This is a genomic window from Actinomadura sp. 6K520 (assembly GCF_004349245.1).
In the GTDB taxonomy this organism is placed as follows: Bacteria; Actinomycetota; Actinomycetes; order Streptosporangiales; family Streptosporangiaceae; genus Spirillospora.
Map to the genome: position 1 here is coordinate 1 of NZ_SMLC01000011.1, position 21,416 is coordinate 21,416.

Here is a 21,416-nt window from a genome sequence, read left to right on the forward strand (position 1 = left end):
TGCACCGGGGAGCGGGGGGCTGGTCTACTGGCGGGGTCATGGGGACGGTCGGCTCAGCTCAGCCATCGCGAGGTCCGGAGCAGACCCGGCGAGCGATCACCGAGGCTCTTCTCGATCTTCTGCGCGAGTCCGGTCGAGTGCCGACCGCCGCCACCATCGCCACCAGGGCCGGGGTGTCCCGCCGCAGCGTCTTCGTCCATTTCTCCGATATGGACGAACTGTATGTGGCGGCCGGGCAGAGCCAGGCCGAGCGGTTGCTCGCCACGGTCGAGACGATCAGCCCCGACCTCCCGCTTCCCGAGCGCATCAGCCGGTTCGTCGGCCAGCTTGAGCGTGTCTACGAGACCATGACACCGGTCCGGCGCGTGGCCCTCGCGGCCTCCGCCTCAGGGGTGGTGTCCGGGTTGATCAACGAGGCCGACGAGTGGCTGCGGGGGATGCTCGGCGAGGTGTTCGAGGCGGAGTTCGCCGGGCGGGACCCGCTGCTTCCCGACATCGTGGACGCCGCCGTCAGCTGGGGTGCCTGGTATCACCTGCGGCGGCTCAGCGCGGACGACAGGCGCCGCTGCTTCCGCGAACTGCTCGGCACGCTGATAGCCGCCTGACCGGCCGGCAGCCCCGACCCCGACGGCTTCTCGGGCCTCGGCCCGCGCCCCCTGCCGAACCTGTTCGCGGCACGCACTGGCGGTTTTGCACTCTGAGTGCAATAGTGTGGTCATGCTGATGCGATATGCGGAGCGAATGTGGCACGGCGAAGCCCGGATGGAAGGGTTGTTCAACGGCGACGTCCCCGCGGGAGTGGCATTCGAGATCGCCAGTGGCGTCGCCGTGCTGCCGGCGTTCGCGAACGTCACCGTGTTCCGGACGAGCGAAGGTCTGGTGCTCTTCGACACCGGGGCGCCGAACACGGCCAGGCGCAATCACGAGGCCATTCGGAAGTGGAGCCCCGACCCGGTCCGATATGCCGTCTACTCGCACGGGCACATCGACCATGTCTTCGGTGTCGGCCCCTTCGACGAGGAGGCCGACCGGAACAACGGGGAACGCCCCGTCGTCATCGCGCACGAGGCCGTCAAGGCCAGGTTCGAACGCTACGCCCTGACCAAGGACTACAACCAGGCGGTCAACGCGCGGCAGTTCGCCCACCCGAAGTTCCGCTGGCCGGAGAACTTCCGGTACCCCGACCTCACCTATCGCGACGACTACCGGTTGCGCGTCGGAGAGCTCACGTTCGAGCTGCGGCACGCACGTGGAGAGACCGACGATCACACCTGGGCCTACGTCCCCGAGCGGAACATCCTGCTGGCCGGTGACCTGTTCATCTGGAACTCGCCCAACTGCGGCAACCCCCAGAAGGTCCAGCGGTATCCGGCCGACTGGGCGGCCGCCCTGCGGACCATGGCCGAACTGGACGCGGCGCTGCTGATCCCGGGGCACGGCGTCCCCATCGCCGGGAGCGACCGTGTCCGCACGGCGCTGACCGATGTGGCGGAGTATCTGGAGTCACTGGTGTCCCAGACCCTGGAGCTGATGAACGCCGGTCGGCGCCTGGACGAGATCATCCATGCCGTGCACGTCCCGGAACGTCTGGCCGCCAAGCCTTACCTGCGCGCCGCGTACGACGAGCCGGAGTTCATCGTCCGCAACATCTGGCGCCTGTACGGGGGCTGGTGGGACGGCGATCCGGCCGCGCTCAAGCCGCCGCGGGCGGACCGGCTCGCCGCGGTGCTGGCGGAGCTCGCGGGCGGCCCGCGGCCGCTCGCCGACCGGGCCCGCCGCGCGCTGGACGAGGCCGAGCCGCGGGTCGCGGCGCGTCTCATCGAACTGGCACACCAGGCCGCGCCGGAGGACGAGGACGTCAAGGACGCGTACCGCCAGATCTTCACCGCGCTCTCCGAGTCGGCCACTTCCCTGATGGCGCGCGGTATCTATCTGGCGGCCGCCAACGGCTGACCACCGCCCACTCTCCGGCGGGGCTACCGGATGACGGCCTCGGTGACGACCCTGGCGGCCTCGGCCGGGCCGAACGTCGGCGGCTTGGGCCGCGGCTCGGTCTTCCCGAGGCGCACCACGACGGTCCTGGACGCCGGATCGACCTGGACGAGCTGGTTGCCGAGCCCCAGCGCCCAGTACAGCCGGCGTGGCGCGTCCGGCACCAGCTGTCCCCGCGAAGCCGCGGCGCTCCGCGCTCCGCCGAGGTCGGTCGCCGCGACCGGGCCCCGGACGACACCGGGCCGGTTGAGCCACCAGAGGTATCCGTAGGCCGCGTTCAGTTTCGTCGACGGCCGGCCGGTGGCCGCCTCGACATAGCCGGCGGACACGATCTGCTGTCCCCGCCATTTCCCGTTGTCGAGCATCATCTGGCCGAACCGGGCCATGTCCCGGCAGGTGGAATTGATCCCCATGAAGGTCTGCGTGTTACCGGCGCGGTCCGCGCTCATGGTGGTGTGCTCCATGCCCAGCGGAGCGAACAGGCGCTCCTCGGCGTACCGGGAGACCTCCTTTCCGGTGGCCTCCCGCAGCACATGCTGCAACGTCTGGATCGCGGAGTTGTTGTACGCCCAGACCGTGCCGGGTTCGTGCTGCTGTTTCAGGCCGATGGCGAACTTCGTACGGTCCCGGGCCTGGATCAGCCGCTGGTAGTCGGTCTGGAAGCTCCATTCCCGGCCGGAGCCGTTGCTGAGAAGGTCGCGGACCGTCACGTCCTCGGACGGGGTCCCCTTCCACTCGTCGATCCATTTCGCCGCCTTGTCGTCCAGGCTCAGCGCGCCGTCGTCCTGGGCGATCCCGACGAGGACGCTCGTGAACGACTTGGTGGCGGACCAGACCGGCTGCGGGGTGTCCCGGCCGCCCCGGCCGAAATACCATTCGCCGGCCAGTTTTCCGTTGCGTGCGACGGCCAGGCAGTCCGACTTTCCCTTCTCCGCCTGTGCCGCCACGCTCTTGAGCTTCGCCGCGTCCATGCCCGCGGCCGCGGGCGCCGTCGTCTCCCAGGGGGACGGATCGGCCGCCTTCCGCGACGGGCCGGCGGGCGGTCCCGCGTCCTCGCCGCCGGATCCGGCCGAGCACGCCCCGGTGAGGAGGGTGGCGGTGAGGGCGGCTCCGAGGAGGCGATTCGGCCGTTCCGGCATCTAACTCACCCCGCCGGTGCGCGGCGCCGCGGCTTGACCGTCCCGCGGACCGGCGAGCCGGACCCGTTCGACGGCGGGCATGGCGGCGCCGTCCGCGAGCAGCCAGCGGAACAGGACCCACCCCTCGGAATGCCCGGCGGTGTCCAGCCAGTTCGGGAGGCCGGGATCGGTTCCGGCCACGACGACACGGACGTTCCCGTCCGGTCCGGCCACCGCGGTGCGGGCGTTGAGCGACGTCCGCCGCGTTCGGTGATCGAGTGACTGTCCCCATCGGTTCGCCAAGTGAACCCCCCAGTAGCGGCATTCCGGAGGCCGCACGTCGATCACGAGCGCCTCCCCCTCGTCGAGTCTGTACCAGCAGACGACGTAGTCGTTGTCCGGTGTGCGGTATGGGCCGTGCCCGCCGGTCTCGACGAAGCGGTTAGGCGTGGCGCGCATCGTCTCCACCCGTTGCGCCGCCAGCTTCGCCGCCGCCTGGACGAACGTCGCCGTCGCGCGTGCGGCGCGGGCGAAGCCGTGGTCGTCCAATGGCGGGTCGGGCGCCGTCTCGTCCACCGCCTCGATCCGGTACTCGGCGGGCACCTCCGTCTCGCGGTCGAGGAAGTACTCCCGGGCGATCACCGCCCGCGAGTCGGCGTCGACGCGGAGCCAGTCGCCCGGCACCTCCTCGGGCGAGAGGATCACCTCGAAGTCGCCGCCGGGCGAGAAGCCGATGTCCCGGTCGGACAGGTTGACCAGCCGGGTCTCCCCGTCCCGGTTCATCGCGGAGTACACGCAGAACGCGAGATAGGCGGAGGTCCCCCGGTTCCCCCAGATGCGGTAACGCCTGGCGCCGCCGAGCGCGGCGATGCCGTAGTCGGTGTCGGGATTGTCGAAGAAGAACTTGCGCACCGGTGTGACGCCCGGCAGGAACACCGGATGCCGCGAGCGCCGCAGCGCCGCCCGTTCGAACTGATCGGTCAGGACGTTGAGGATGTAGCCGAATCCCTCCGCCACGTCGACGGCCGGTGCGCCGTCCGCCAGGTCCGCCACCGTCCCGCCCGCCTCGGCGAGCGCGTCCAGGAGTTCCCGCCAGGCCGCGACGCTTTCGAGCGGGTGGGGGCGGTCCGTGGCCGTGAGCTCGCATCTCGACATGGGACCGACTATTGCACTCCAAGTGCAAATGCGCCACCATTCAGCGGAGGACGGCTACCGGAACATCTCCCAAGCCCGGCCCGGCCCGGCTCGAAGGCGGGGAGGAAGGTGCCTGATCGCCATGCCCGCGGAGTATGGGAAAGGCAAATGACCAAGGACTACTCCGACGGCCGCCGAGGGGTGAACCTGTTGCCGAAGCGGCGCACCCCCCGCTCGCCGGACGACCACGCACCCTACGGCTGGAAACCCCTGGCGGTCGTCGCGGCAGCCGGATTCATCGACCGTTTCGAGCATCAATTGCTCCCCGGCGTGCTCCCCTTCATCCAGGACGAGTGGGGATTCAGCGACACCGCCGCCGGGCTGCTGCCGCTGGGCGGCGCGCTGGCCGCGATCACGCTGACACCGCTGGCCGGGTACCTCACCGACCGGTACCGCCGCACCCGCATCCTCACCGTCATCGTCCTGTGCTGGGCGGTCGCCACACTCGCCTCCAGCCTCGCGACCGGGTTCGGGATGTTCTTCGTGATCCGGCTGCTGCTGGCGAGTTCCGAGGGCTTCTACGGCCCCCTCTCCGGGAGCCTGCTGGCCGACTTCTACGCTCCGAGGAGCCGGGCGAAGGTCTACGGGTGGCGGGGGCTGACGCCCTATCTCGCGGGCGTCGGCGTGGTGGTGGGCGGTGTGCTGGCGCACCATTTCGGCTGGCGCGCCGCCTTCGTCATCGCCGCCGTCCCCGGCCTGATCGTCGCCGCGTTCTGCGCGCGCCTGCCGGAACCGCCGCGCGGCCTGCTCGACCGGATGACCGGCACTCCGCCGGACCCGCTCGGCACGATCGCGCGCGACGACGATCCCGGCCCCGTACCGGAGGCCCCCTCGGACGTCGCTCCCTCCCGGCGACGCGCGCACCCGAAGTTCCGGCGGCAGCTCCGGCAGGTCATGGCGACCCCGACGATCGCCCTGCTCTCGGCCGGCCTGGCCGCCCTGGCGTTCGGGCTCTCCGGGATCTCCTACTGGACGCCCACCCTGATCCACCGCGACCACGGCGTCAGCGAAGGGCTCGCGGCGTCGGTGAGCGGGGCGGTGACGGTCGTCGGAGTCGTGGCGGGCGTGCTGGCCGGAACCCGGCTCGGCCGGCACTGGGGCGACCGGCACAGCGGCGGCCGGCTGCTGGCCGGAGGGAGCGGGATCGTGGCCGGCGGCGCCATCCTCGTCGCGGCGATCTCGATGCCCTCGCTCTGGGCCTTCGCGGCACTGCTCCTGCTGTCGAAGGCGGCCATGGCGATGGCGATCCCCAACCTCACCGCCTCCATAGCCGACGTGCTGGACGCGACCTCCCGCGGTCTCGGCTTCGCCATGGTGCACGTGTTCGGCGCGTTCGGCGTCGCCTTCGGACCGTTCGTGGTCGGGGCGGTCTCGGACGCGACCGGCTCGATGGTCACGGCCATGTACGCGCTGGCCGTCCCCCTGCTGCTCGGCGGACTGCTCACGATCGCGGCACGCCTGTCCTTCGAAAGTGACCGGGACCGCGCGCTGGCACGCTGACGCGCCCGCCCCGGCGGCGGGGGCGCGCCTCACTCCGCGCCGTAGCCGCCGCCCCCGGGGGTCTCGATGACGAAGACGTCGCCGGCACCCGCGGGCAGCGAGTCGCAGCCAGCCATCGGCGTCACGGACCCGTCGGTGTGCTCCACCCACTGCCGCCCCAGCGCGCCGGGTCCGCCGCCCGCCATGCCGTACGGCGGGACGCGCCGGTGGCCGCTCAGCGTCGTCACCGTCATCGGTTCGAGGAAGCGGATGCGCCGCCGGGCGCCCTCCCCGCCGCGCCGGCGTCCCGCCCCGCCGCTGCCCCGGCGGATCTCGTGGCCTTCCAGCAGCACGGGATAGCGCGACTCCAGCACCTCCGGGTCGGTGAGCCGGGAGTTGGTCATGTGGGTCTGGACGGCATCGGCGCCGTCGAAGCCGTCCCCCGCGCCGGAGCCGCTCGCCACCGTCTCGTAGTACTGGTGGTGCTCGTTGCCGAAAGTGACGTTGTTCATCGTGCCGGAGCCCTCCGCCATCACTCCGAGCGCGGCGTACAGCGCGCCGGTCACGGCCTGCGAGGTCTCGACGTTGCCCGCGGCCACGGCCGCCGGGTACTCCGGCGAGAGCATCGTGCCCGGCGGGATCGTGACGTGGAGCGGTTCGAGGCAGCCGGCGTTCAGCGGGATGTCCTCGGCCACCAGCGTGCGGAACACGTACAGCACCGCCGCCATCACCACCGACGACGGCGCGTTGAAGTTCCCGGCCGACTGGGGGGACGTGCCGGTGAAGTCGATCTCCGCCGTCCGGGCGCGGCGGTCGACGCGGACCGCGACCGCGATCCGTGCCCCGCCGTCGAGCTCGTAGGCGTACGAGCCGTCGCGCAGCGCACTGATCACCCGGCGGACCGCCTCCTCGGCGTTGTCCTGGACGTGGCGCATGTAGGCGTGCACGACGTCCAGGCCGTAGTGCCGGACCATCTCGCGCAGTTCCCGCACGCCCTTCTCGTTGGCGGCGACCTGGGCGCGCAGGTCGGCGACGTTGTCGAGCGGGTTGCGGGACGGGTGGGCGGCCGAGCGCAGCAGCTCGACCGTCTCCGCCTCCCGCATCCTGCCGCCCTCGACGAGCAGCCAGTTGTCGATCAGGACGCCTTCCTCCTCCACCCGCCGGCTGAAGGCCGGCATGGACCCCGGCGTGATGCCGCCGATCTCGGCGTGGTGGCCCCTGGACGCGACGAAGAACGAGATCTCGCCCTCCCCGCCTCCGCCGGGGGCGGGCTCCACGTCCCCGGCGAAGACCGGTGTGACGACGGTGACGTCGGGCAGATGGGTGCCGCCGTGGTAGGGGTCGTTGAGCACGTAGACCTCGCCCGGCCGCATGCCGCCGGCGGCCCGCCGCCGCCTGAGCAGTTCCTTGATGGAGGCCCCCATCGAGCCGAGGTGCACGGGGATGTGCGGCGCGTTGGCGATGAGGTCGCCGCCCGCATCGAAGATCGCGCAGGAGAAGTCGAGGCGTTCCTTGATGTTGACCGAGTGCGCGGTGCTCCGCAGCCGGACGCCCATCTGCTCGGCGATGGACATGAACAGGTTGTTGAAGATCTCCAGCATGACGGGGTCGGCGCCGGTGCCGACCCCGTGCCCACTGACTCCGTGCCCGCCGGGCCTGGGCGCCACCCGGGTGAGCAGCAGGTGGCCGAGCTCGTTCACCGCCGCGCGCCAGCCCGGGTCGACGACGGTCGTCGTGTCGGCCTCAGCGATGATCACCGGGCCGGCCACGGTGTCCCCCGGCCGCAGCCCGTCGCGCCGGTAGAGGCCGACGTCCCGCCAGGCGCCGCCGGTGTACGTCCGGACGGGCTCCGGCTCGGCGGGCCTCCGGCGGCCGCCCCGGACCGGCGCCTCGGCGGCCCGCGGCAGGTCACCGACGGCCTCGACCGACACCGCCTCCACAACGATCTGCTTGTCCCGCATGAGGAAGGAGAACCGGCGCCGGTAGGTCTCCTCGAACTCGGCGACCATCGACGCCACGGTGCCGGCCCGTACCAGCAGGGCGGTGTCGGTGCCCGCGTACCGCAGGTGGGCCCGCCGCAGGACGTGCTTCGCGCCCATCCCCTCGTCCCGGAGCTCATCGCGTGCGTCGCGTTCCAGCCTCCCCAGGACCGCGCTCAGCTCGGGCAGCAGTTCCTCGCTCAGCGCGGCCTCCACCGCGGACTCCCGCATGGCGGTGACGTCGGCCAGTCCCATGCCGTACGCCGACAGCACCCCGGCCATCGGATGGACGAGCACCTGCCGCATGCCGAGGGCGTCGGCGACCGCGCAGGCGTGCTGGCCGCCGGCGCCGCCGAAGGTGGTCAGCACGTATCCGGTGACGTCGTGGCCGCGCTGGACGGAGATCTTCTTGATCGCGTTGGCCATGCCGGTGACCGCGACCTCCAGGAATCCGGCCGCGACCTCCTCGGGCGTGCGGCCGTCGCCGATCTCCGCCGCCAGGGCGGCGAAGCGGTCCCGGACGACGGCGGCGTCGAGGGGCCGGTCGCCCGCGGGGCCGAAGACGCGGGGGAAGTGCTCGGGCCGGATCCGTCCCAGCAGCACGTTCGCGTCGGTGAGGGTGAGCGGGCCGCCGCGGCGGTAGCAGGCCGGACCCGGGTCGGCGCCCGCCGAGTCGGGGCCCGCCCGGTACCGGCCCCCGTCGAAGCGCAGCACCGACCCGCCGCCGGCCGCGACCGTGTGGATGCTCAGCATCGGCGCCCGCATCCGCACCCCCGCCACCTGCGTCTCGTAGCGGCGCTCGAACTCGCCCGCGTAGTGCGAGACGTCGGTGGAGGTGCCGCCCATGTCGAAACCGATGACCCGCTGGAAGCCCGCGGCGGCGGACGTGCGCGCCATCCCCACGATGCCGCCCGCCGGGCCGGACAGGATCGAGTCCTTGCCGCGGAACCCGTGGGCGTCGGTGAGCCCGCCGTTGGACTGCATGAACATCAGCGGCACGCCGCCCAGCTCCCCGGACACCTGGGCGACGTACCGGTCCAGGATCGGCGAGAGGTAGGCGTCGACGACGGTGGTGTCGCCGCGCGGGACCAGCTTCATCAGCGGGCTCGTCGCATGGGACTCCGAGACCTGGGTGAAGCCGGTCCGGCGCGCGATCTCGCCGATGGCGATCTCGTGCGCGGCGTGACGATAGCCGTGCATGCACACGATCGCGACCGAGCGAAAGCCCTCGTCGTAGGCCGCGCTGAGGTCGCGTTCGACCGCGTCCTCGTCCAGGGGCACCACCACCCGCCCGTGCGCGTCGACGCGCTCCCTCGCCTCGATCACCCGCGCGTACAGCGGCTCGGGCAGCACGATCCGCCGGGCGAAGATGCGCGGCCGGTTCTGGTACGCGATCCGCAGCGCGTCGCGGAAGCCCTCGGTGATGACCAGCACGGTCGGTTCACCCCGGCGTTCGAGCAGGGCGTTCGTCGCCACCGTCGTCCCGAGCCGCACGCCCGCGATCCGGTCCGCCGGGATCGGCTCGCCGGGCGCCACCCCGAGGAGGTGCCTGATTCCGGCGAGGGCCGCGTCCCGGTAGCGCTCCTCGTCCCGCGAGAGGAGCTTGTGGGTGACGAGCGCGCCGTCCGGCCGCCTGCCGACCACGTCGGTGAACGTGCCGCCGCGGTCGATCCAGAATTCCCAGCCGGGAGCCCCGGCCCCACCCCCGTGGTCCAAGCGGGATTTACCTCCTACCACGAGCTTCTCATTCAAGGTCGACGAGCAACGTCCACGACACGGCAAATCCTGGCAAACGGCCTGAATGGCTCATGCCTGCCTCGCCAGAGCGTCGTCCGAGGCCATCGGACCCGTCGGCGGCCGGCGTCGTTCCGGCAGCGCGCGGACCAACAGGACGATGACGGCGATCGATGACAGCGCCCACCAGACATGCGCCTCCCCCCAGGCGGCGGGATCCAGGCGGGTCATGTAGATGTAGCCGAACGCGCCCCAGAAGAAGGCGGCGCCGATCGCGGGCCAGGTCCCGCGGCCCGACCACATGATCAGGTAGGGCACCGGCCAGGCCAGGTACTGGGCGCCGAACCGGTAGGTGACGATGAGGAAGACCAGGAGCAGGGCCAGCGTGAGGGCGACCGGGTCCGCCTTGCGCCACCACCAGCCGGCGGCGAGCAGCGCCGCCGCGAGGAGCGGCGTGCCGACGGTGCCGAAGCCGGCGGACACGACCTGGTGGCCGCCGGTGACGATCGCCGACCAGCCCCAGTCGCCCGCGACCGGGCGCGCCGACATCACCGCCGACACGGTCGCGGGGAGCCGGTCCACCGGGGTGCCGAAGATCGGGACGCTGCTGAGCAGGAACGCGGACGGGACCGCGGCGGTCCACGCGAGGACGGCGATCCGGGGCCGCAGGCCGGGGAGGGCGAGCACGACGCCGGGCAGCAGCAGCGCCGCCCAGCTCGCCGACGTCACGGAAAGCCCGACCAGGATCCCCGCCGTGTGGACGCGGCCGTTGCGGGCGGCCAGGAGGGCGGCTGCGCCGAGCACCAGGGTGATGGGCGCGAACTGGCCGTGCAGGGCGCTCACCATCAGCACCGGCGGCGCACACGCGTACTGGAAGCCGCGCAGGGCCTGTGTTCTCGGGGACGGGTCCGTGCTGAGCCTCGCCACCAGCGGGATCAGGGCGAGGTCGGCCAGGACGGGGACGACGCGTGACGTGACCTCCCAGGGCACGCCCAGCAGGTTCCCCAGGCCCCGCACCCCGGCCAGGACGTACGCCAGCATGGGCAGGAAGTGCCAGCCGCCCTCGCGCAGTTCGACCAGCGGGTCGCGGCCGCCGAGGACGGCGTCGGCGGTGTCGCGGAAGTCCTTGTCCAGGTCATAGGGCTGCCAGGGATCGTTCGCGGCGATCAGCAGCACCGCCAGCCGCAGCGTCGCGCCGACGGCCAGCGCCACCGCCGCCGGGGGCGCCCACCGCCGGCGCCCGGCGAGCAGGGCGAGGGCGAGGCCCGCCGCCGGCGGCAGGCCCATGACCAGAATGTGGATCACCGCTGTCCTTTCGTTCGGCCGTCGTCGCGCCGGAGGACGCCGGCTCGGTCGGTGTCGCGGCCGAGCTTCCGTTAGGGTCGGCGATCATACGATCCACGAGCGTACGGCGGGTGGCTGAATGTCAGGAACAGCGACCGACCGGCGGGGGGACCCCGCCGGCTTGGCGGGCGCGCGGGTGCTGGTGACGGGAGGCGCGGGGTTCATAGGCGGCCGCCTGGTCGGCGCCCTGCTGGACGCGGGCGCGGACGTCGTCGTCGCCGACGAGCGGCCGCATCCCGGCCCCGGCGTCGAGTCGGTGGTCGGCGACCTGTGCGATCCGGCGGTGCGCCGGGCGGCGGTCCGCCCCGGACTCGACGGGGTGGTGCACCTGGCCGCGGCGACCTCGGTCCTGCGGTCGATCGAGGACCCGGCCGGGGTGTACCGGCTGAACGTCGACGCGACGGCCGGCCTGCTGGAACTGTGCCGCGAACGCGGTGTGCCGCGGATGGTGTTCGCCTCGACCAACGCGGTGACGGGCGATGTCGGCGGGACCCCGATCAACGAGCGGATGCCGCTCCGTCCGCTCACCCCCTACGGCGCGACGAAGGCCGCGGCCGAGATGCTGCTCAGCGCCTACACCGGCGTGTACGGCATGCGGACATGCGCGCTGCGTTTCGCGAACGTCTACGGCCCGGGGATGCGCCGCAAGGACAGCTTCGTGCCCCGGCTGATGCGGGCGGCGGCGTCCGCGGAGGGCGTCCAGGTGTACGGCGACGGCACCCAGTTGCGCGACTACGTGCACGTGGACGACGTGGTCCAGGCGGTGCTGCTCGCCTGGCGCACCGGCCGCACCGGCCCGCTCGTCGTCGGATCGGGCCGTTCGACCAGCGTCAACGACCTGATCGAGACGGCCCGGGCGGTCACCGGCGCGCCCATCCCCGCCGAGCACGTCGAGGCCAAGGCGGGTGAGATGCCCGCGGTCGTCCTGGACATCTCCGAGGCGCGGTCCCTGGGGTACGAGCCGCGGCACGACCTCCGCTCCGGCATGGCGACCGTCTGGCCCGACTTCGCACCGGTGGGGGCGGCATGAGCGCGGCGGACGACGCCGTCGACGAGCGGGCGCTGGCGGCCTTCGCCGCCGAGCACGGCACCGGCCTGCCTCCGATCGCGGTCGTCATCGCCGCCTACGACGAGGAACGCGGCATCGGCGACGTCGTGCGCTCGATCCCCTCGTCCGTCGCCGGGCGCGAGACCGCGGTGGTCGTGGTGGCGGACGGGGCGACCGACCGCACCGCCGCCGTCGCACGCGAGCACGGCGCGCTGGTGTGCGACGTGCCGGTGAACCGCGGGCAGGGCGCCGCGCTGCGCCTCGGCTACCGCATCGCCCGCGAAGGCGGCGCCGAGTTCATCGTGACGACCGACGCCGACGGCCAGTACGACTCCGCCCAGATCCCCCGGATCCTCGGCCCGGTGCTGGACGGGGAGGCCGACTTCGTCACCGGGTCGCGGCGGCTGGGCCGGCAGGAGACCTACGACCGCGTCCGCCGGGCCGGCGTACACGTGTTCGCCTGGCTGGTGAGCCGGATGACCGGGCAGCGCATCACCGACACCTCGTTCGGCATGCGCGCCATGCGGGCGGAGGTCACCGGCGCCGTCACCCTCAGGCAGCCGCAGTACCAGTCGTCCGAACTGCTCATCGGCGTGATCTCCAAGGGGTACCGCGTGCGGGAGGTGCCGGCCACGATGCGGCTCCGCGCGGCCGGTACCACCAAGAAGGGCGGGAACCTGGTCTACGGCTACCGCTACTCCCGCGTCGTCGTCGGGACCTGGTTGCGGGAACGCCGGTCCGCGCCCACCGCGTCCGCCTCCGCGCGCGTGCCCCGGCCGCCGGCGAAGACGAAGTAGTGGAACAGGCAGAACTTCACCACGAACATCACCCCGTAGACGGCGAGGAACACGCCGCCGACGAAGACCATCCGCGGGCCTGCGGCCTCGGGCCCCAGGCGGTCGGCGACGCCCGTCGCCCACGCTGAGAGGAGCATGCTCGCCACGGCGATCGCCCAGTACGGGACCAGCTCGCGCCACACCGACGCTCGTCCGCGCCGCCCCCACGCCCACCACCGGTTGAGGACGTAGTTCAGGGCGGCGCCGGTGCTCCAGGCGGCGACGGACGCCGCGCGGGGGCCGAGCAGGCCGGTCCCATAGGTCAGCAGCAGCGTCGCCTCGCTCGCCACGGCCGCCAGCACGGAGCCGATCGTGTACCGGGTGAAGATGAGCCGGAGGGCGCGGCGGCCCCGGGACGGGGCGGGCTCGGCGGGCATCAGGGCCGCGCTGTCCCCGGCTCGGCGGGGACCCGGGCGACCGCGAGGATCGACTGCCCGAACGGCACCGGGACGACGCGGTCCAGCACCCGGGTCACCGGGACGATCACCCGGTCGTACACGCCGACGGCCCCGCTGTTCGGCTTCTCCGCGCGCCGCAGCCGCATGGCCGCCCACCAGGCGAGGCCGCCGAGGAGGTTGACCGGACGCGCCAGCTCGCAGCCGAGCCCCGCCCGCAGGATCGCGTCCCGCAGCGTCCGCGGCGTGTAGCGGCGGAAGTGCCCGACCCCGCGGTCGAAGTCGCTGTACAGGCTCTGGTATCCCGGTACCCACAGCACGATCGTGCCGCCCGGGACGACCGAGCGCGCCAGCGACGCGAGCACCGCGGCGTCGTCCTCGAAGTGCTCCAGGACGTTGATCGCCACCACCGAGTCGACCGGCCGGTCCAGCCGGTCGCCCGCCGCCAGGTCGAACTCGCGGGTCTCGATCTCGGCGGCGATCGTCCGATCACCGGCGAACCGCTCGTCCATCACCGCGACCGCGTCCGGGTCGACATCGGTGGCGACGAGGCGGCGCAGACCCGAGAACTGCGCGGAGAACTCGCCTAGCCCCGCCCCGACCTCCAGCACGGCGGCGCCGCAGTGCGGCGCGATCAGGTCGAACTGGTAGCGCCGGTAGCGGGGCTTGTCCGGGCCTGCGCCCTCGGCGGCACGGTCGCCGAGGGCGCGTCCGGTGGCGCGGGTGAACGCACCCTGGCCCTGTTCCATGGGCGCATCGTTCATCGAAGGCTCCCCGGCGGTCACGTCTCCTGCACGGGGCTGGCCTGGTCCCGCCAGTTGACCTTGGGCCGCAGGGCCTCCGGCTGGACCCGGTCCGCGTACCGCTTGGCGACGTCGAACAGCGAAGTGATCAGCGTATCGGAGAGCAGGTGCGGGGACAGCCCGAGGTCGAGCAGCCGCGTGTGCACCACGTTGTAGTAGTGCTCCTCGCGCTCGACACGGGGATTGTCGAGATGCTCGATCCGGACGTCGCCGGGATAGCACCGGGCGACGGTGTCCGCGAGCTCCTGGACCGACATCGCCTCGGTCATCTGGTTGAACACCCGGAACTCGCCCCGCTCGGCGGGGTTCTCGCAAGCCAGCTGCACGCACTGGACCGTGTCGCGGATGTCGATGATCCCTCGGCGCTGGCCACCGCGCCCGTACACGGTCAGCGGATGGCCGAGCACCGCCTGGATGACGAACCGGTTGAGCACGGTGCCGAAGACGGCGTCGTAGTCGAACCTGGTCGCCAGCCGGTCGTCCAGCAGGGTTTCGGGGGTCTGCTGGCCGTACACCACGCCCTGGTTGAGGTCGGTCGCGCGCAGCCCCCACACCCGGCAGGTGAACTCGATGTTGTGGCTGTCGTGGACCTTCGACAGATGGTAGAAGGAGCCGGGCCGCTTCGGGTACAGCACCCGGTCGGTGCGGCCCTTGTGCTCCACCTCCAGCCAGCCCTCCTCGATGTCGATCTCGGGCGTTCCGTACTCGCCCATCGTGCCGAGCTTGACCAGGTGGATGTCGCGGTCCACCTCCGCGATCGCGTACAGCAGGTTCAGTGTCCCGACGACGTTGTTGACCTGCGTGTACACGGCGTGCTTGCGGTCGATCATCGAGTACGGCGCGGCCCGCTGCTCGGCGAAGTGCACGACGGCCTCCGGGCGGAAGTCGCGCAGCATCCCGTACGTGAAGTCGGCGTCCGTCAGGTCGCCGACGTACACGCCCATCGCGTCACCCGTCAGATCGCGCCAGGCCGCGACGCGGGTCTGCAGCGACTCGATGGGCACCAGGCTCTCCACACCGAGCTCGAAGTCGTACTGCCGCCGGACGAAGTTGTCGGCGACCGCGACCTGGTGACCGCACCGCGAGAGATGCAGGGCGGTCGGCCAGCCGAGGTACCCGTCGCCGCCGAGAACTAGAACACGCATGGATCTCTCCTGCAGTTGTACGGGATCGTCCAGGGAGAGCCTGGACCGCTTCGCAACCACAGCGCGTCCGCGGGCGCAGCGCTTGGATTCGGCGCACTCGAACCGGCACCCCGGTGAGCATCCGTACGATCAACACCCACCCCCTGCCCGCCGCCGACGGCACATCCGACCGGGCGAAGCAGGCCGGAGATGTGGCCTCGAACCGTCGGCACGGGTTCCTTCATGAGCCGCGTCGTCTCCCATGCCGACCGGGTTTCCCGGCTCACCTGGCGGTCACCCTACCGGCCCTTGCGGCCGGGTCGCATCTATCACGGCGACATCGCCGGCAACGCGGGGAACCGGCGGTGGGGGCCGACCCCCGAGTGGGCGGTCTGACTCTCACGGTCCTCCTGCCCTTTCGGCGTGCGGTCCCGTCCGGCGGGACCGCACACCGGCTGCGGACGGAGGTGCGTTACATGGTCTCCAGGGCGGCCATCATGAGCAGCACGGAGAACGAGCACCCGGCGACGAGCGCGGTTCCCGAGGCGACGAGGGCCGCCCCCGCCGTGAACAGGCGCCGCAGGACGAGATGTGCCGCCGCGGCGCCCAGGAGGACGAGTACGGGAAGGTACGGGACGAACAGCGATGCGGCGGCCACCAGGAGGCCGCAGGCCAGCGCGACCGCCGCCCTCCCGCCGCCGCCGAGATCGCGGCCGGTGACCGCATAGGCGGCGCCCCCCGCGAGCACACCGCTTCCCGCGATCATCAGGATCAGGTAGTAGTCCATGCGCGACCTCCGGCTCGCCCGTGTTCCGATGATGCGTTGTCAGCACGTATGACCCGGCCCGGAGACCAGAGGTTCGATCTTGCTCGTGCGGCAGGCCGGGCGCGCCGCTGGTTGGCGAGTGGCCAATAATGCTGATCGTGCGTACGAACCAAGTGGTGGCCGGGCCGGAGCCCGTCGAGTTCGGGCCGGGCACGGCGCGGCGCCGGTCGTGGGGGCTCGCCGGCCTGCTACTGGCCGGAGGCGTCGCGGCGTACGCCCTGCTCGTCCCCAATGCGCTCCTGATCCCGCTGGTGTCGCTGTCCCCGCTCGCCCCCTTCGCGGTCGGCGGGATCGTCGGGCGGATGCGGGCGCCGACGGTGGTGGCCGAGGACGGCATCCGCTGCCACGCGGTCTTCTCGGTCCAGTTGCGGCGGCAGTTCGTGCCCTGGACGGCGATCGCGCGGATCGGCGTCCGGCAGCGGGGCCGCCGCATGTTCGTCGCGCTCCGGCTGACGGACGGGGGCCGGATCGTCCTCCAGCACCCGAACGGCCGGCAGGTGCAGGACGCCGTCGCGTTCATGCAACGGCAGCACCTGGCGGCCTGCGGCGGGACGCCGCCGGTGATCGATCGGGCCCCGCTCCCCTGGCGGCGGCTGCGCCCCTGGGTGCGGGTGACGGCGGCCGCGCTCCCCATCGCGAGCGTGGTCGGGCCACTGACGTGGATCGTCGCGGAGACCGGCGGAGGCGGGTCCCCCGGCGCGGTCGTCGCCTGCGACCAGATACCCCGGGATGTCGCCGCCCGGGTGCTGCCGGAAGGGCGTGTCCACGGTTACGGCCATCAGGCGGCCTGCCGGTGGAGCACCGATTCGACCTCGGAGAACGGCACTTGGATCGACTTTCACATCGGCGCCTGGTCGCGCTCCTATGCCGAGCGGTCGTACAGGGAGACCTTGAAGGCGATGCGGAATGCCGGGCGCACGCCGAACATGCTGCGTGACGGCGACGCCTACACCGTGGCCTGGCAGGACGGCTGGGGCTTCACCGCTCAGGGAAGGGCGCACGTGAACGGGTACCTGGTGATCGTCGCGCTCCACAGCCGGCGAGCGGCCTCGGCGGACGAGGCCGGGCGGCAGGCAGGTGCCGTCCTGCGCGCGGTGACGGAGAAGCTGGCATGAGGCTGAACAGGCGCGAGAGCGGGCTGCTCATGGGAGCGCTGCTCCTTTCGGCGTTCCTGTGTGCGCCGTTTCTGACGGTCATGGCCGCCGCCCGGTCGGACGGGGACGAACTCGTCCCGCAGCGGACACCGCTGGCGGATCTGTGCATCTGGTTCCCGCCCGCCAAGGCTGCGCAACTGGTGCCCAAGGCGCGCGCTCCCGTCTCGCAGGCCATCTTCTACGGGGAGGTGCAGTGCGACTGGATCAGCGTCGACGACCGCACCCAGTTGAGCTTGAGCGCCTACCGCCCTTCCGGGGCGCTGACCGCCGAGAAGGAGTCCATCGAGGTGCAGGACTTCCACAACGCCCGAGCGCCGTCGGGCAACGGCGAGCCGGCCGGGATCGGTGAGGCGAGCACGGTCAGCGTCCGGCACGAATCCGGTTACACCCAGGCCCACGTCATCGTGCGGGACGGCCTCCTCGTCGCCCAGGTCACCTACCGCGTGCCCGGCAAGGGAACGGACGTCGCCGGCAAGGCGAAGGAGGCCGCCGTCGAGCTGCTGCGGCTGCTGCCGCCGAAGGGGCGTTGACCCCGGGGTCGGTCTGCTCGCATGTGGTCTTCGCGGAGGTCCATATGCGTTTTTCGAAGGATGTGCCAGTATGCGCGGCATGGGCTTCGCTGACCGTTACCTCGCCGAAGACGAGTCCCTGGTGCACGCGACGCGCCAGCACTGGACGGAGCTGGTCGGGGAGTTCGTGATCCTCTGCCTCGTCTGGATCGTCGCCGGGGCACTGCTGTGGGTCATCCCGGCCGGCGAGGACTGGGGACGGATCGCCGACTTCGTCGTCCTCGGTGCGGCCGCGGCCCTGTCGTTGTGGTTCTGGCTGGTCCCGTTGCTGCGGTGGCGCGGCACCGTCTACATCATCACGACCAAGCGGGTCTACAAGCGCAGCGGGTTCCTGACCAAGACCGGGCACAGCATCCCGCTGATCCGCGTCAACGACGTGGCGTTCCGGGTGACGCTGTGGGAGCGGATCTGGCGGTACGGGACGCTCGACATCCAGTCCGCGTCCGAACACGGGATGCTGCGGCTGAAGCGCGTCCCCGACCCCGAGGGGCTCAAGTCCAAGATCTACCAGGCCGTGGACGCCGAGCGTCAGCGGCAGGCGGGCCCGGGCATGGCCGACTACAGGTGAGCCCCGGCGGCGCGGCGCCGCCCACGAGGCCGTCCGCTGGGCGCTGACGCCGGAGGCGGTCGCCGCTCCAGGCGGGGCGCGATGCGAACCGGCTCTCCAGCCCTTTCGGCGTTTCCGGCGGAGTGGAGGGGACATGTCACCCTCTGTCGGGCAAACCGATCGGGGGAGGGAACATGCTGATCAGCAACGTGTACCGGCCGGGGGTCCTGAGCTGCCGGGCCGAGGACCGGCTGGACCAGGTGGCGCGGCAGATGGTGGAGGAGGACGTCGGCGCCCTCGCCGTGCTCGACGGTGAGCGGGTCGCCGGGATCATCACCGAGCGGGACCTCCTCGGCGCGTTGGCCGCACTCGCGGATCCGGCCTCCCGGGCCACGGCGTACGCGTCGACCAGGCTCAAGACCGCCGCGCTGGACGAGGACTCGCGCGAGGTCGCCCGCCGGATGCTGGACGAGGGCATCCGCCACCTGCCGGTCGACGACCACGGGCGCCTCGTCGGCATGGTCTCGATGCGGGACCTGCTGGCCCTGGAGACATGGGCGCTTTGACGTCCGGCCGCCCCGGCCGTGGAGCGACACCGGGTCCGCCGGCCATGGGTTCCTCCGCTGCCTCTTGAATCGCAACCATGGGCGCCGCGCAGAAGTGCCGTGACACCGCGCCGGCGCGGCCCGGAGACCCGATGTACCCGTATGTCGGCAAGTACATCAAGGACCTGACGCTGGCCCAGATCAAGACCATGGACTGCGGATACCAGCAGTTGCCCGGGCACCCCGGGCAGGAGCAGATCAAGGGCTTCCGGATGGTGGAGCTCAGGGACGTCTTCGACCTGGTCAAGAGCTACCGCGCCAAGCGGGTCAAGCTGAACATCGAGACCAAGGTCGAGGCGGGGGCGCCCGAGGAGACGGCGCCGCGGAAGCTGTTCGTCCGCCGGGTCTTCGAGGAGATCCGCGCGTCAGGCATCCAGAAGCAGGTCACCGTCCAGTCCTTCGACTGGGGGGCACTGAAGGAGATGCACAGGCTCGCGCCGTCCTACCCGCTGGTGGCACTGACGAACTACGACTTCCTGCAGGTGGGCCTGCCCGGCGCGTCCCCCTGGCTCGGCGGGATCGACGCCGACGACTATGACGGCGACTTCGTCAAGGCCGCCGCCGCCGTTCCCGGGGTGAAGGCGCTGTCGCCCGTCTACGGATTCCCGCAGAACGGCAAGATCGGAGACCCGGGTTTCCGCTTCTACGTCTCCGTGGCGATGGTCCGCCAGGCGCACGCCCGGAAGCTGAAGGTGATTCCCTGGACCACCAACGATCCCGCCACCGTCGAAGCGCTCATGGACATGGGTGTCGACGGCATCATCACCGACTATCCGGACCGCGTCCGCCAGATCATGGCCGACCGCGGCATGCGCCTGCCGAAGTCGTACAAGCCGCGCCGCGGCCGGGCCTGAACGAGTCCCGGCAACGCATTGAGCCGGAAGACCGTGCTCACACCGGAAAGTAGCTAGCCGTTCGGCTATCAAAAAGATAGCCGAACGGCTAGACATGACGACTCTTGATCATTAGCCTCGGACTCCACCGGTAAGTAACCACTTCTGATCCGCGGGCTCGCCGGTCCCCCGATGCTCTGGAGTCCCATGGCCGAGATCAGCCGTCGCTCCCTGCTCGCCGGTGCCACGGCGGCCGCGGGGCTCACCGTCCTCGGCACGCCGCGGGCCCGCGCGGGTGCGCGCAGGCGCGTCCGGGTGACCCGCGAGGAGCACCGCCTCGTGATCGTCGGATCGGGATTCGGGGGCGGGGTCGCGGCGCTGCGGTTCGCGCGGGCCGGGGTGCCGTCGCTGGTCCTCGAACGGGGCATCTGGTGGCCCACCGGCCCGAACGCCGAGACGTTCCCGCACGCCACCGGCCCGGACAAGCGGGCGATGTGGATGGGGCTCGACCCCGAGCTCTTCGGTGTCCCGATGCCCGTCCACGACCCGTACACCGGTCTCCTGGAACTGGTGAAGGGCGACGGGATGAACATCATGTGCGCCGCGGGCGTCGGCGGCGGGTCGCTGGTGTACCAGGGCATGACCCTCCAGCCGACCGAGGACGTCTTCAACGCGACCATGCCCGACGGGCTCGACTTCGCCCGGATGCAGCGGGTGCACTACCCCCGGGTGGCCCGCATGCTCAGGGTGGAGACCGCGCCGGACGAACTGATCGCGAGCGACACCTACCGGCCGTCCCGCGTCTTCGCCCGCAACGCCGAGCGCGCCGGCTACGAGGTCTCGAAGATCCCGATGCCGATCGACTGGTCCTTCGCGTTGCGTGAGCTCAAGGGCGAGATGAAGCCGTCCTACACCAACGGTGACTGCTCCCTGGGCGTGAACAACGGCGGCAAACACTCGGTCGACGTCACCTACATCGCCGCCGCCCAGGCCACCGGCCTCGTCACGGTCGCGACGCAGCACAACGTCACCGATGTGGCCATGGCGGCGGACGGCCGCTGGCAGGTCCTCGTCGACCGCATCGGCACCGACGGGACCGTCCTGGAGAAGAAGATCATCACGGCCGGGGCCCTGGTCATGGCGGCCGGCACCGCCAACACCACGAAACTGCTGATGCGCGCGGCCGGCAAGGGCCAGATTCCGGACATGCCCGATGGCCTGGGCACCAACTGGGGCACCAACGGGGACCGGATCTACGTCTGGACCGACTTCGCCGACGACTTCGGCGTCCCGCAGGGCGGTCCGGTCGTCTACGGCAGCAGGGAATGGGACGACCCCGCCACCGCGAACACCGTCATCCAGGCTTCCCTCCCGCCGCTGCCCGCCAACCTGCGCTCCACGATGCTGGTCGGCTATGGCGTGAGCCAGGGGCGCGGACGCTTCGTCTACGACGCCCGGACGGACGACGCCGTCCTGCGCTGGCCCCGCGGCGGCGACGGCCCCCTGTACGACCGGCTCCAGGAGCGCGCCCGCAGGATCACCGGGGCGGCCGCGCTGCTCCTCGACACCAACGCGATCGTGCCGTCCACCTGGCATCCCCTCGGCGGCGCCTCGATGGGCGTGGTCTGCGACCTCGCCGGGCGCGTCCTCGGCCACCGCGGCCTCTACGTGCTGGACGGGGCGCTCATGCCGGGCACCACCGCGGCCTGCAACCCGTCCATGACCATCGCCGCCGTGGCCGAGCGGGCCACCGACGAACTCGTCGCCCGGGACGTCGGAACGGTGTTCTGACCGTCCCCGCCACTGGGTAGGCTGCGTGGTCCGCGGGGCGGCGTC

At 71.8% G+C, this 21,416-nt stretch carries 19 protein-coding genes; 11 read left to right on the forward strand and 8 right to left on the reverse strand.

The features are described 5' to 3' along the window. Positions 1–605, forward strand: a 605-nt coding sequence (locus E1289_RS05170; protein ID WP_207928798.1) for a TetR/AcrR family transcriptional regulator, incomplete at its 5' end; no start/stop codon positions are given. Positions 606–717: 112 nt separating this feature from the next. Continuing rightward, the gene (locus tag E1289_RS05175; protein ID WP_131975825.1) at positions 718–1,953 is read left to right on the forward strand and encodes an alkyl sulfatase dimerization domain-containing protein; all 1,236 of its coding nucleotides are present in this window, start codon (positions 718–720) and stop codon (positions 1,951–1,953) included. A gap of 23 nt (positions 1,954–1,976) precedes the next feature. Here the strand turns inward: E1289_RS05175 and E1289_RS05180 are convergent, their stop codons facing one another. Both E1289_RS05180 and E1289_RS05185 read right to left on the reverse strand, forming a co-directional pair. Further along, positions 1,977–3,131, reverse strand: a complete 1,155-nt coding sequence (locus E1289_RS05180) for a serine hydrolase domain-containing protein (RefSeq protein ID WP_131975827.1) — start codon at positions 3,129–3,131, stop codon at positions 1,977–1,979. Next, a complete protein-coding gene (locus E1289_RS05185) occupies positions 3,132–4,265 on the reverse strand; it encodes a DUF1254 domain-containing protein (RefSeq protein ID WP_131975829.1) in 1,134 nt (377 codons plus the stop codon). Between the two features lie 147 nt (positions 4,266–4,412). Between E1289_RS05185 and E1289_RS05190 the strand changes: the two genes are divergently transcribed. Next, complete coding sequence (locus tag E1289_RS05190; RefSeq protein WP_131975831.1) at positions 4,413–5,804, forward strand: MFS transporter; 1,392 nt, start codon at positions 4,413–4,415, stop codon at positions 5,802–5,804. Positions 5,805–5,833: 29 nt separating this feature from the next. Here E1289_RS05190 and E1289_RS05195 read toward each other — a convergent pair whose 3' ends face one another. Together E1289_RS05195 and E1289_RS05200 are read right to left on the reverse strand one after the other, a co-directional pair. After that, positions 5,834–9,478 carry a hydantoinase B/oxoprolinase family protein gene (locus tag E1289_RS05195; RefSeq protein WP_131975833.1) on the reverse strand — a complete coding sequence of 1,215 codons (3,645 nt, stop codon included), beginning with the start codon at positions 9,476–9,478 and terminating at the stop codon, positions 5,834–5,836. 90 nt (positions 9,479–9,568) lie between these two features. Beyond that, complete coding sequence (locus tag E1289_RS05200; RefSeq protein ID WP_131975835.1) at positions 9,569–10,801, reverse strand: hypothetical protein; 1,233 nt, start codon at positions 10,799–10,801, stop codon at positions 9,569–9,571. Positions 10,802–10,919: 118 nt separating this feature from the next. On the opposite strand from E1289_RS05200, the gene E1289_RS05205 reads away from it, so the two are divergent. Beyond that, entirely contained in the window at positions 10,920–11,870 is a 951-nt protein-coding gene (locus E1289_RS05205; RefSeq protein WP_131975837.1) for an NAD-dependent epimerase/dehydratase family protein, read from the forward strand. Then, complete coding sequence (locus E1289_RS05210; protein ID WP_131975839.1) at positions 11,867–12,685, forward strand: glycosyltransferase family 2 protein; 819 nt, start codon at positions 11,867–11,869, stop codon at positions 12,683–12,685. Before E1289_RS05205 ends, E1289_RS05210 begins: the two co-directional genes overlap by 4 nt. On the opposite strand, the gene E1289_RS05215 is transcribed toward E1289_RS05210, so the two are convergent. The 4 genes from E1289_RS05215 to E1289_RS05230 all read right to left on the reverse strand — a co-directional run bounded on the left by E1289_RS05215 (position 12,583) and on the right by E1289_RS05230 (position 15,833). Continuing rightward, positions 12,583–13,101 carry a GtrA family protein gene (locus tag E1289_RS05215; protein WP_131975841.1) on the reverse strand — a complete coding sequence of 173 codons (519 nt, stop codon included), beginning with the start codon at positions 13,099–13,101 and terminating at the stop codon, positions 12,583–12,585. The two genes, E1289_RS05210 and E1289_RS05215, sit on opposite strands and share 103 nt — an antisense overlap. Further along, on the reverse strand, positions 13,101–13,883 hold the full coding sequence (locus tag E1289_RS05220; protein WP_243712620.1) for a methyltransferase: 783 nt from the start codon (positions 13,881–13,883) through the stop codon (positions 13,101–13,103). Before E1289_RS05220 ends, E1289_RS05215 begins: the two co-directional genes overlap by 1 nt. 17 nt (positions 13,884–13,900) lie before the next feature. Next, positions 13,901–15,067, reverse strand: coding sequence for an NAD-dependent epimerase/dehydratase family protein (locus E1289_RS05225; protein ID WP_131975843.1), 1,167 nt, complete (start codon positions 15,065–15,067; stop codon positions 13,901–13,903). A gap of 451 nt (positions 15,068–15,518) precedes the next feature. After that, positions 15,519–15,833, reverse strand: coding sequence for a hypothetical protein (locus E1289_RS05230; protein WP_131975845.1), 315 nt, complete (start codon positions 15,831–15,833; stop codon positions 15,519–15,521). Positions 15,834–15,970: 137 nt separating this feature from the next. Between E1289_RS05230 and E1289_RS05235 the strand changes: the two genes are divergently transcribed. The 6 genes from E1289_RS05235 to E1289_RS05260 all read left to right on the forward strand — a co-directional run bounded on the left by E1289_RS05235 (position 15,971) and on the right by E1289_RS05260 (position 21,371). Further along, entirely contained in the window at positions 15,971–16,987 is a 1,017-nt protein-coding gene (locus tag E1289_RS05235; RefSeq protein WP_131975847.1) for a hypothetical protein, read from the forward strand. After that, positions 16,984–17,556 carry a hypothetical protein gene (locus E1289_RS05240; RefSeq protein WP_131975849.1) on the forward strand — a complete coding sequence of 191 codons (573 nt, stop codon included), beginning with the start codon at positions 16,984–16,986 and terminating at the stop codon, positions 17,554–17,556. The genes E1289_RS05235 and E1289_RS05240 overlap by 4 nt, the downstream gene beginning before the upstream one ends. A 79-nt stretch (positions 17,557–17,635) precedes the next feature. Beyond that, positions 17,636–18,163, forward strand: a complete 528-nt coding sequence (locus E1289_RS05245) for a PH domain-containing protein (protein ID WP_131975851.1) — start codon at positions 17,636–17,638, stop codon at positions 18,161–18,163. A gap of 173 nt (positions 18,164–18,336) precedes the next feature. Then, positions 18,337–18,708 (forward strand): CBS domain-containing protein, encoded by a 372-nt coding sequence (locus E1289_RS05250; RefSeq protein ID WP_131975853.1) that lies wholly within the window; start codon positions 18,337–18,339, stop codon positions 18,706–18,708. 77 nt (positions 18,709–18,785) lie between these two features. Continuing rightward, entirely contained in the window at positions 18,786–19,601 is an 816-nt protein-coding gene (locus E1289_RS05255; RefSeq protein ID WP_207928799.1) for a glycerophosphodiester phosphodiesterase family protein, read from the forward strand. A gap of 186 nt (positions 19,602–19,787) precedes the next feature. Then, positions 19,788–21,371: a GMC oxidoreductase gene (locus E1289_RS05260; RefSeq protein ID WP_131975855.1), complete on the forward strand. Its 1,584-nt coding sequence runs from the start codon at positions 19,788–19,790 to the stop codon at positions 21,369–21,371. The last annotated feature ends 45 nt before the right edge of the window (positions 21,372–21,416 follow it).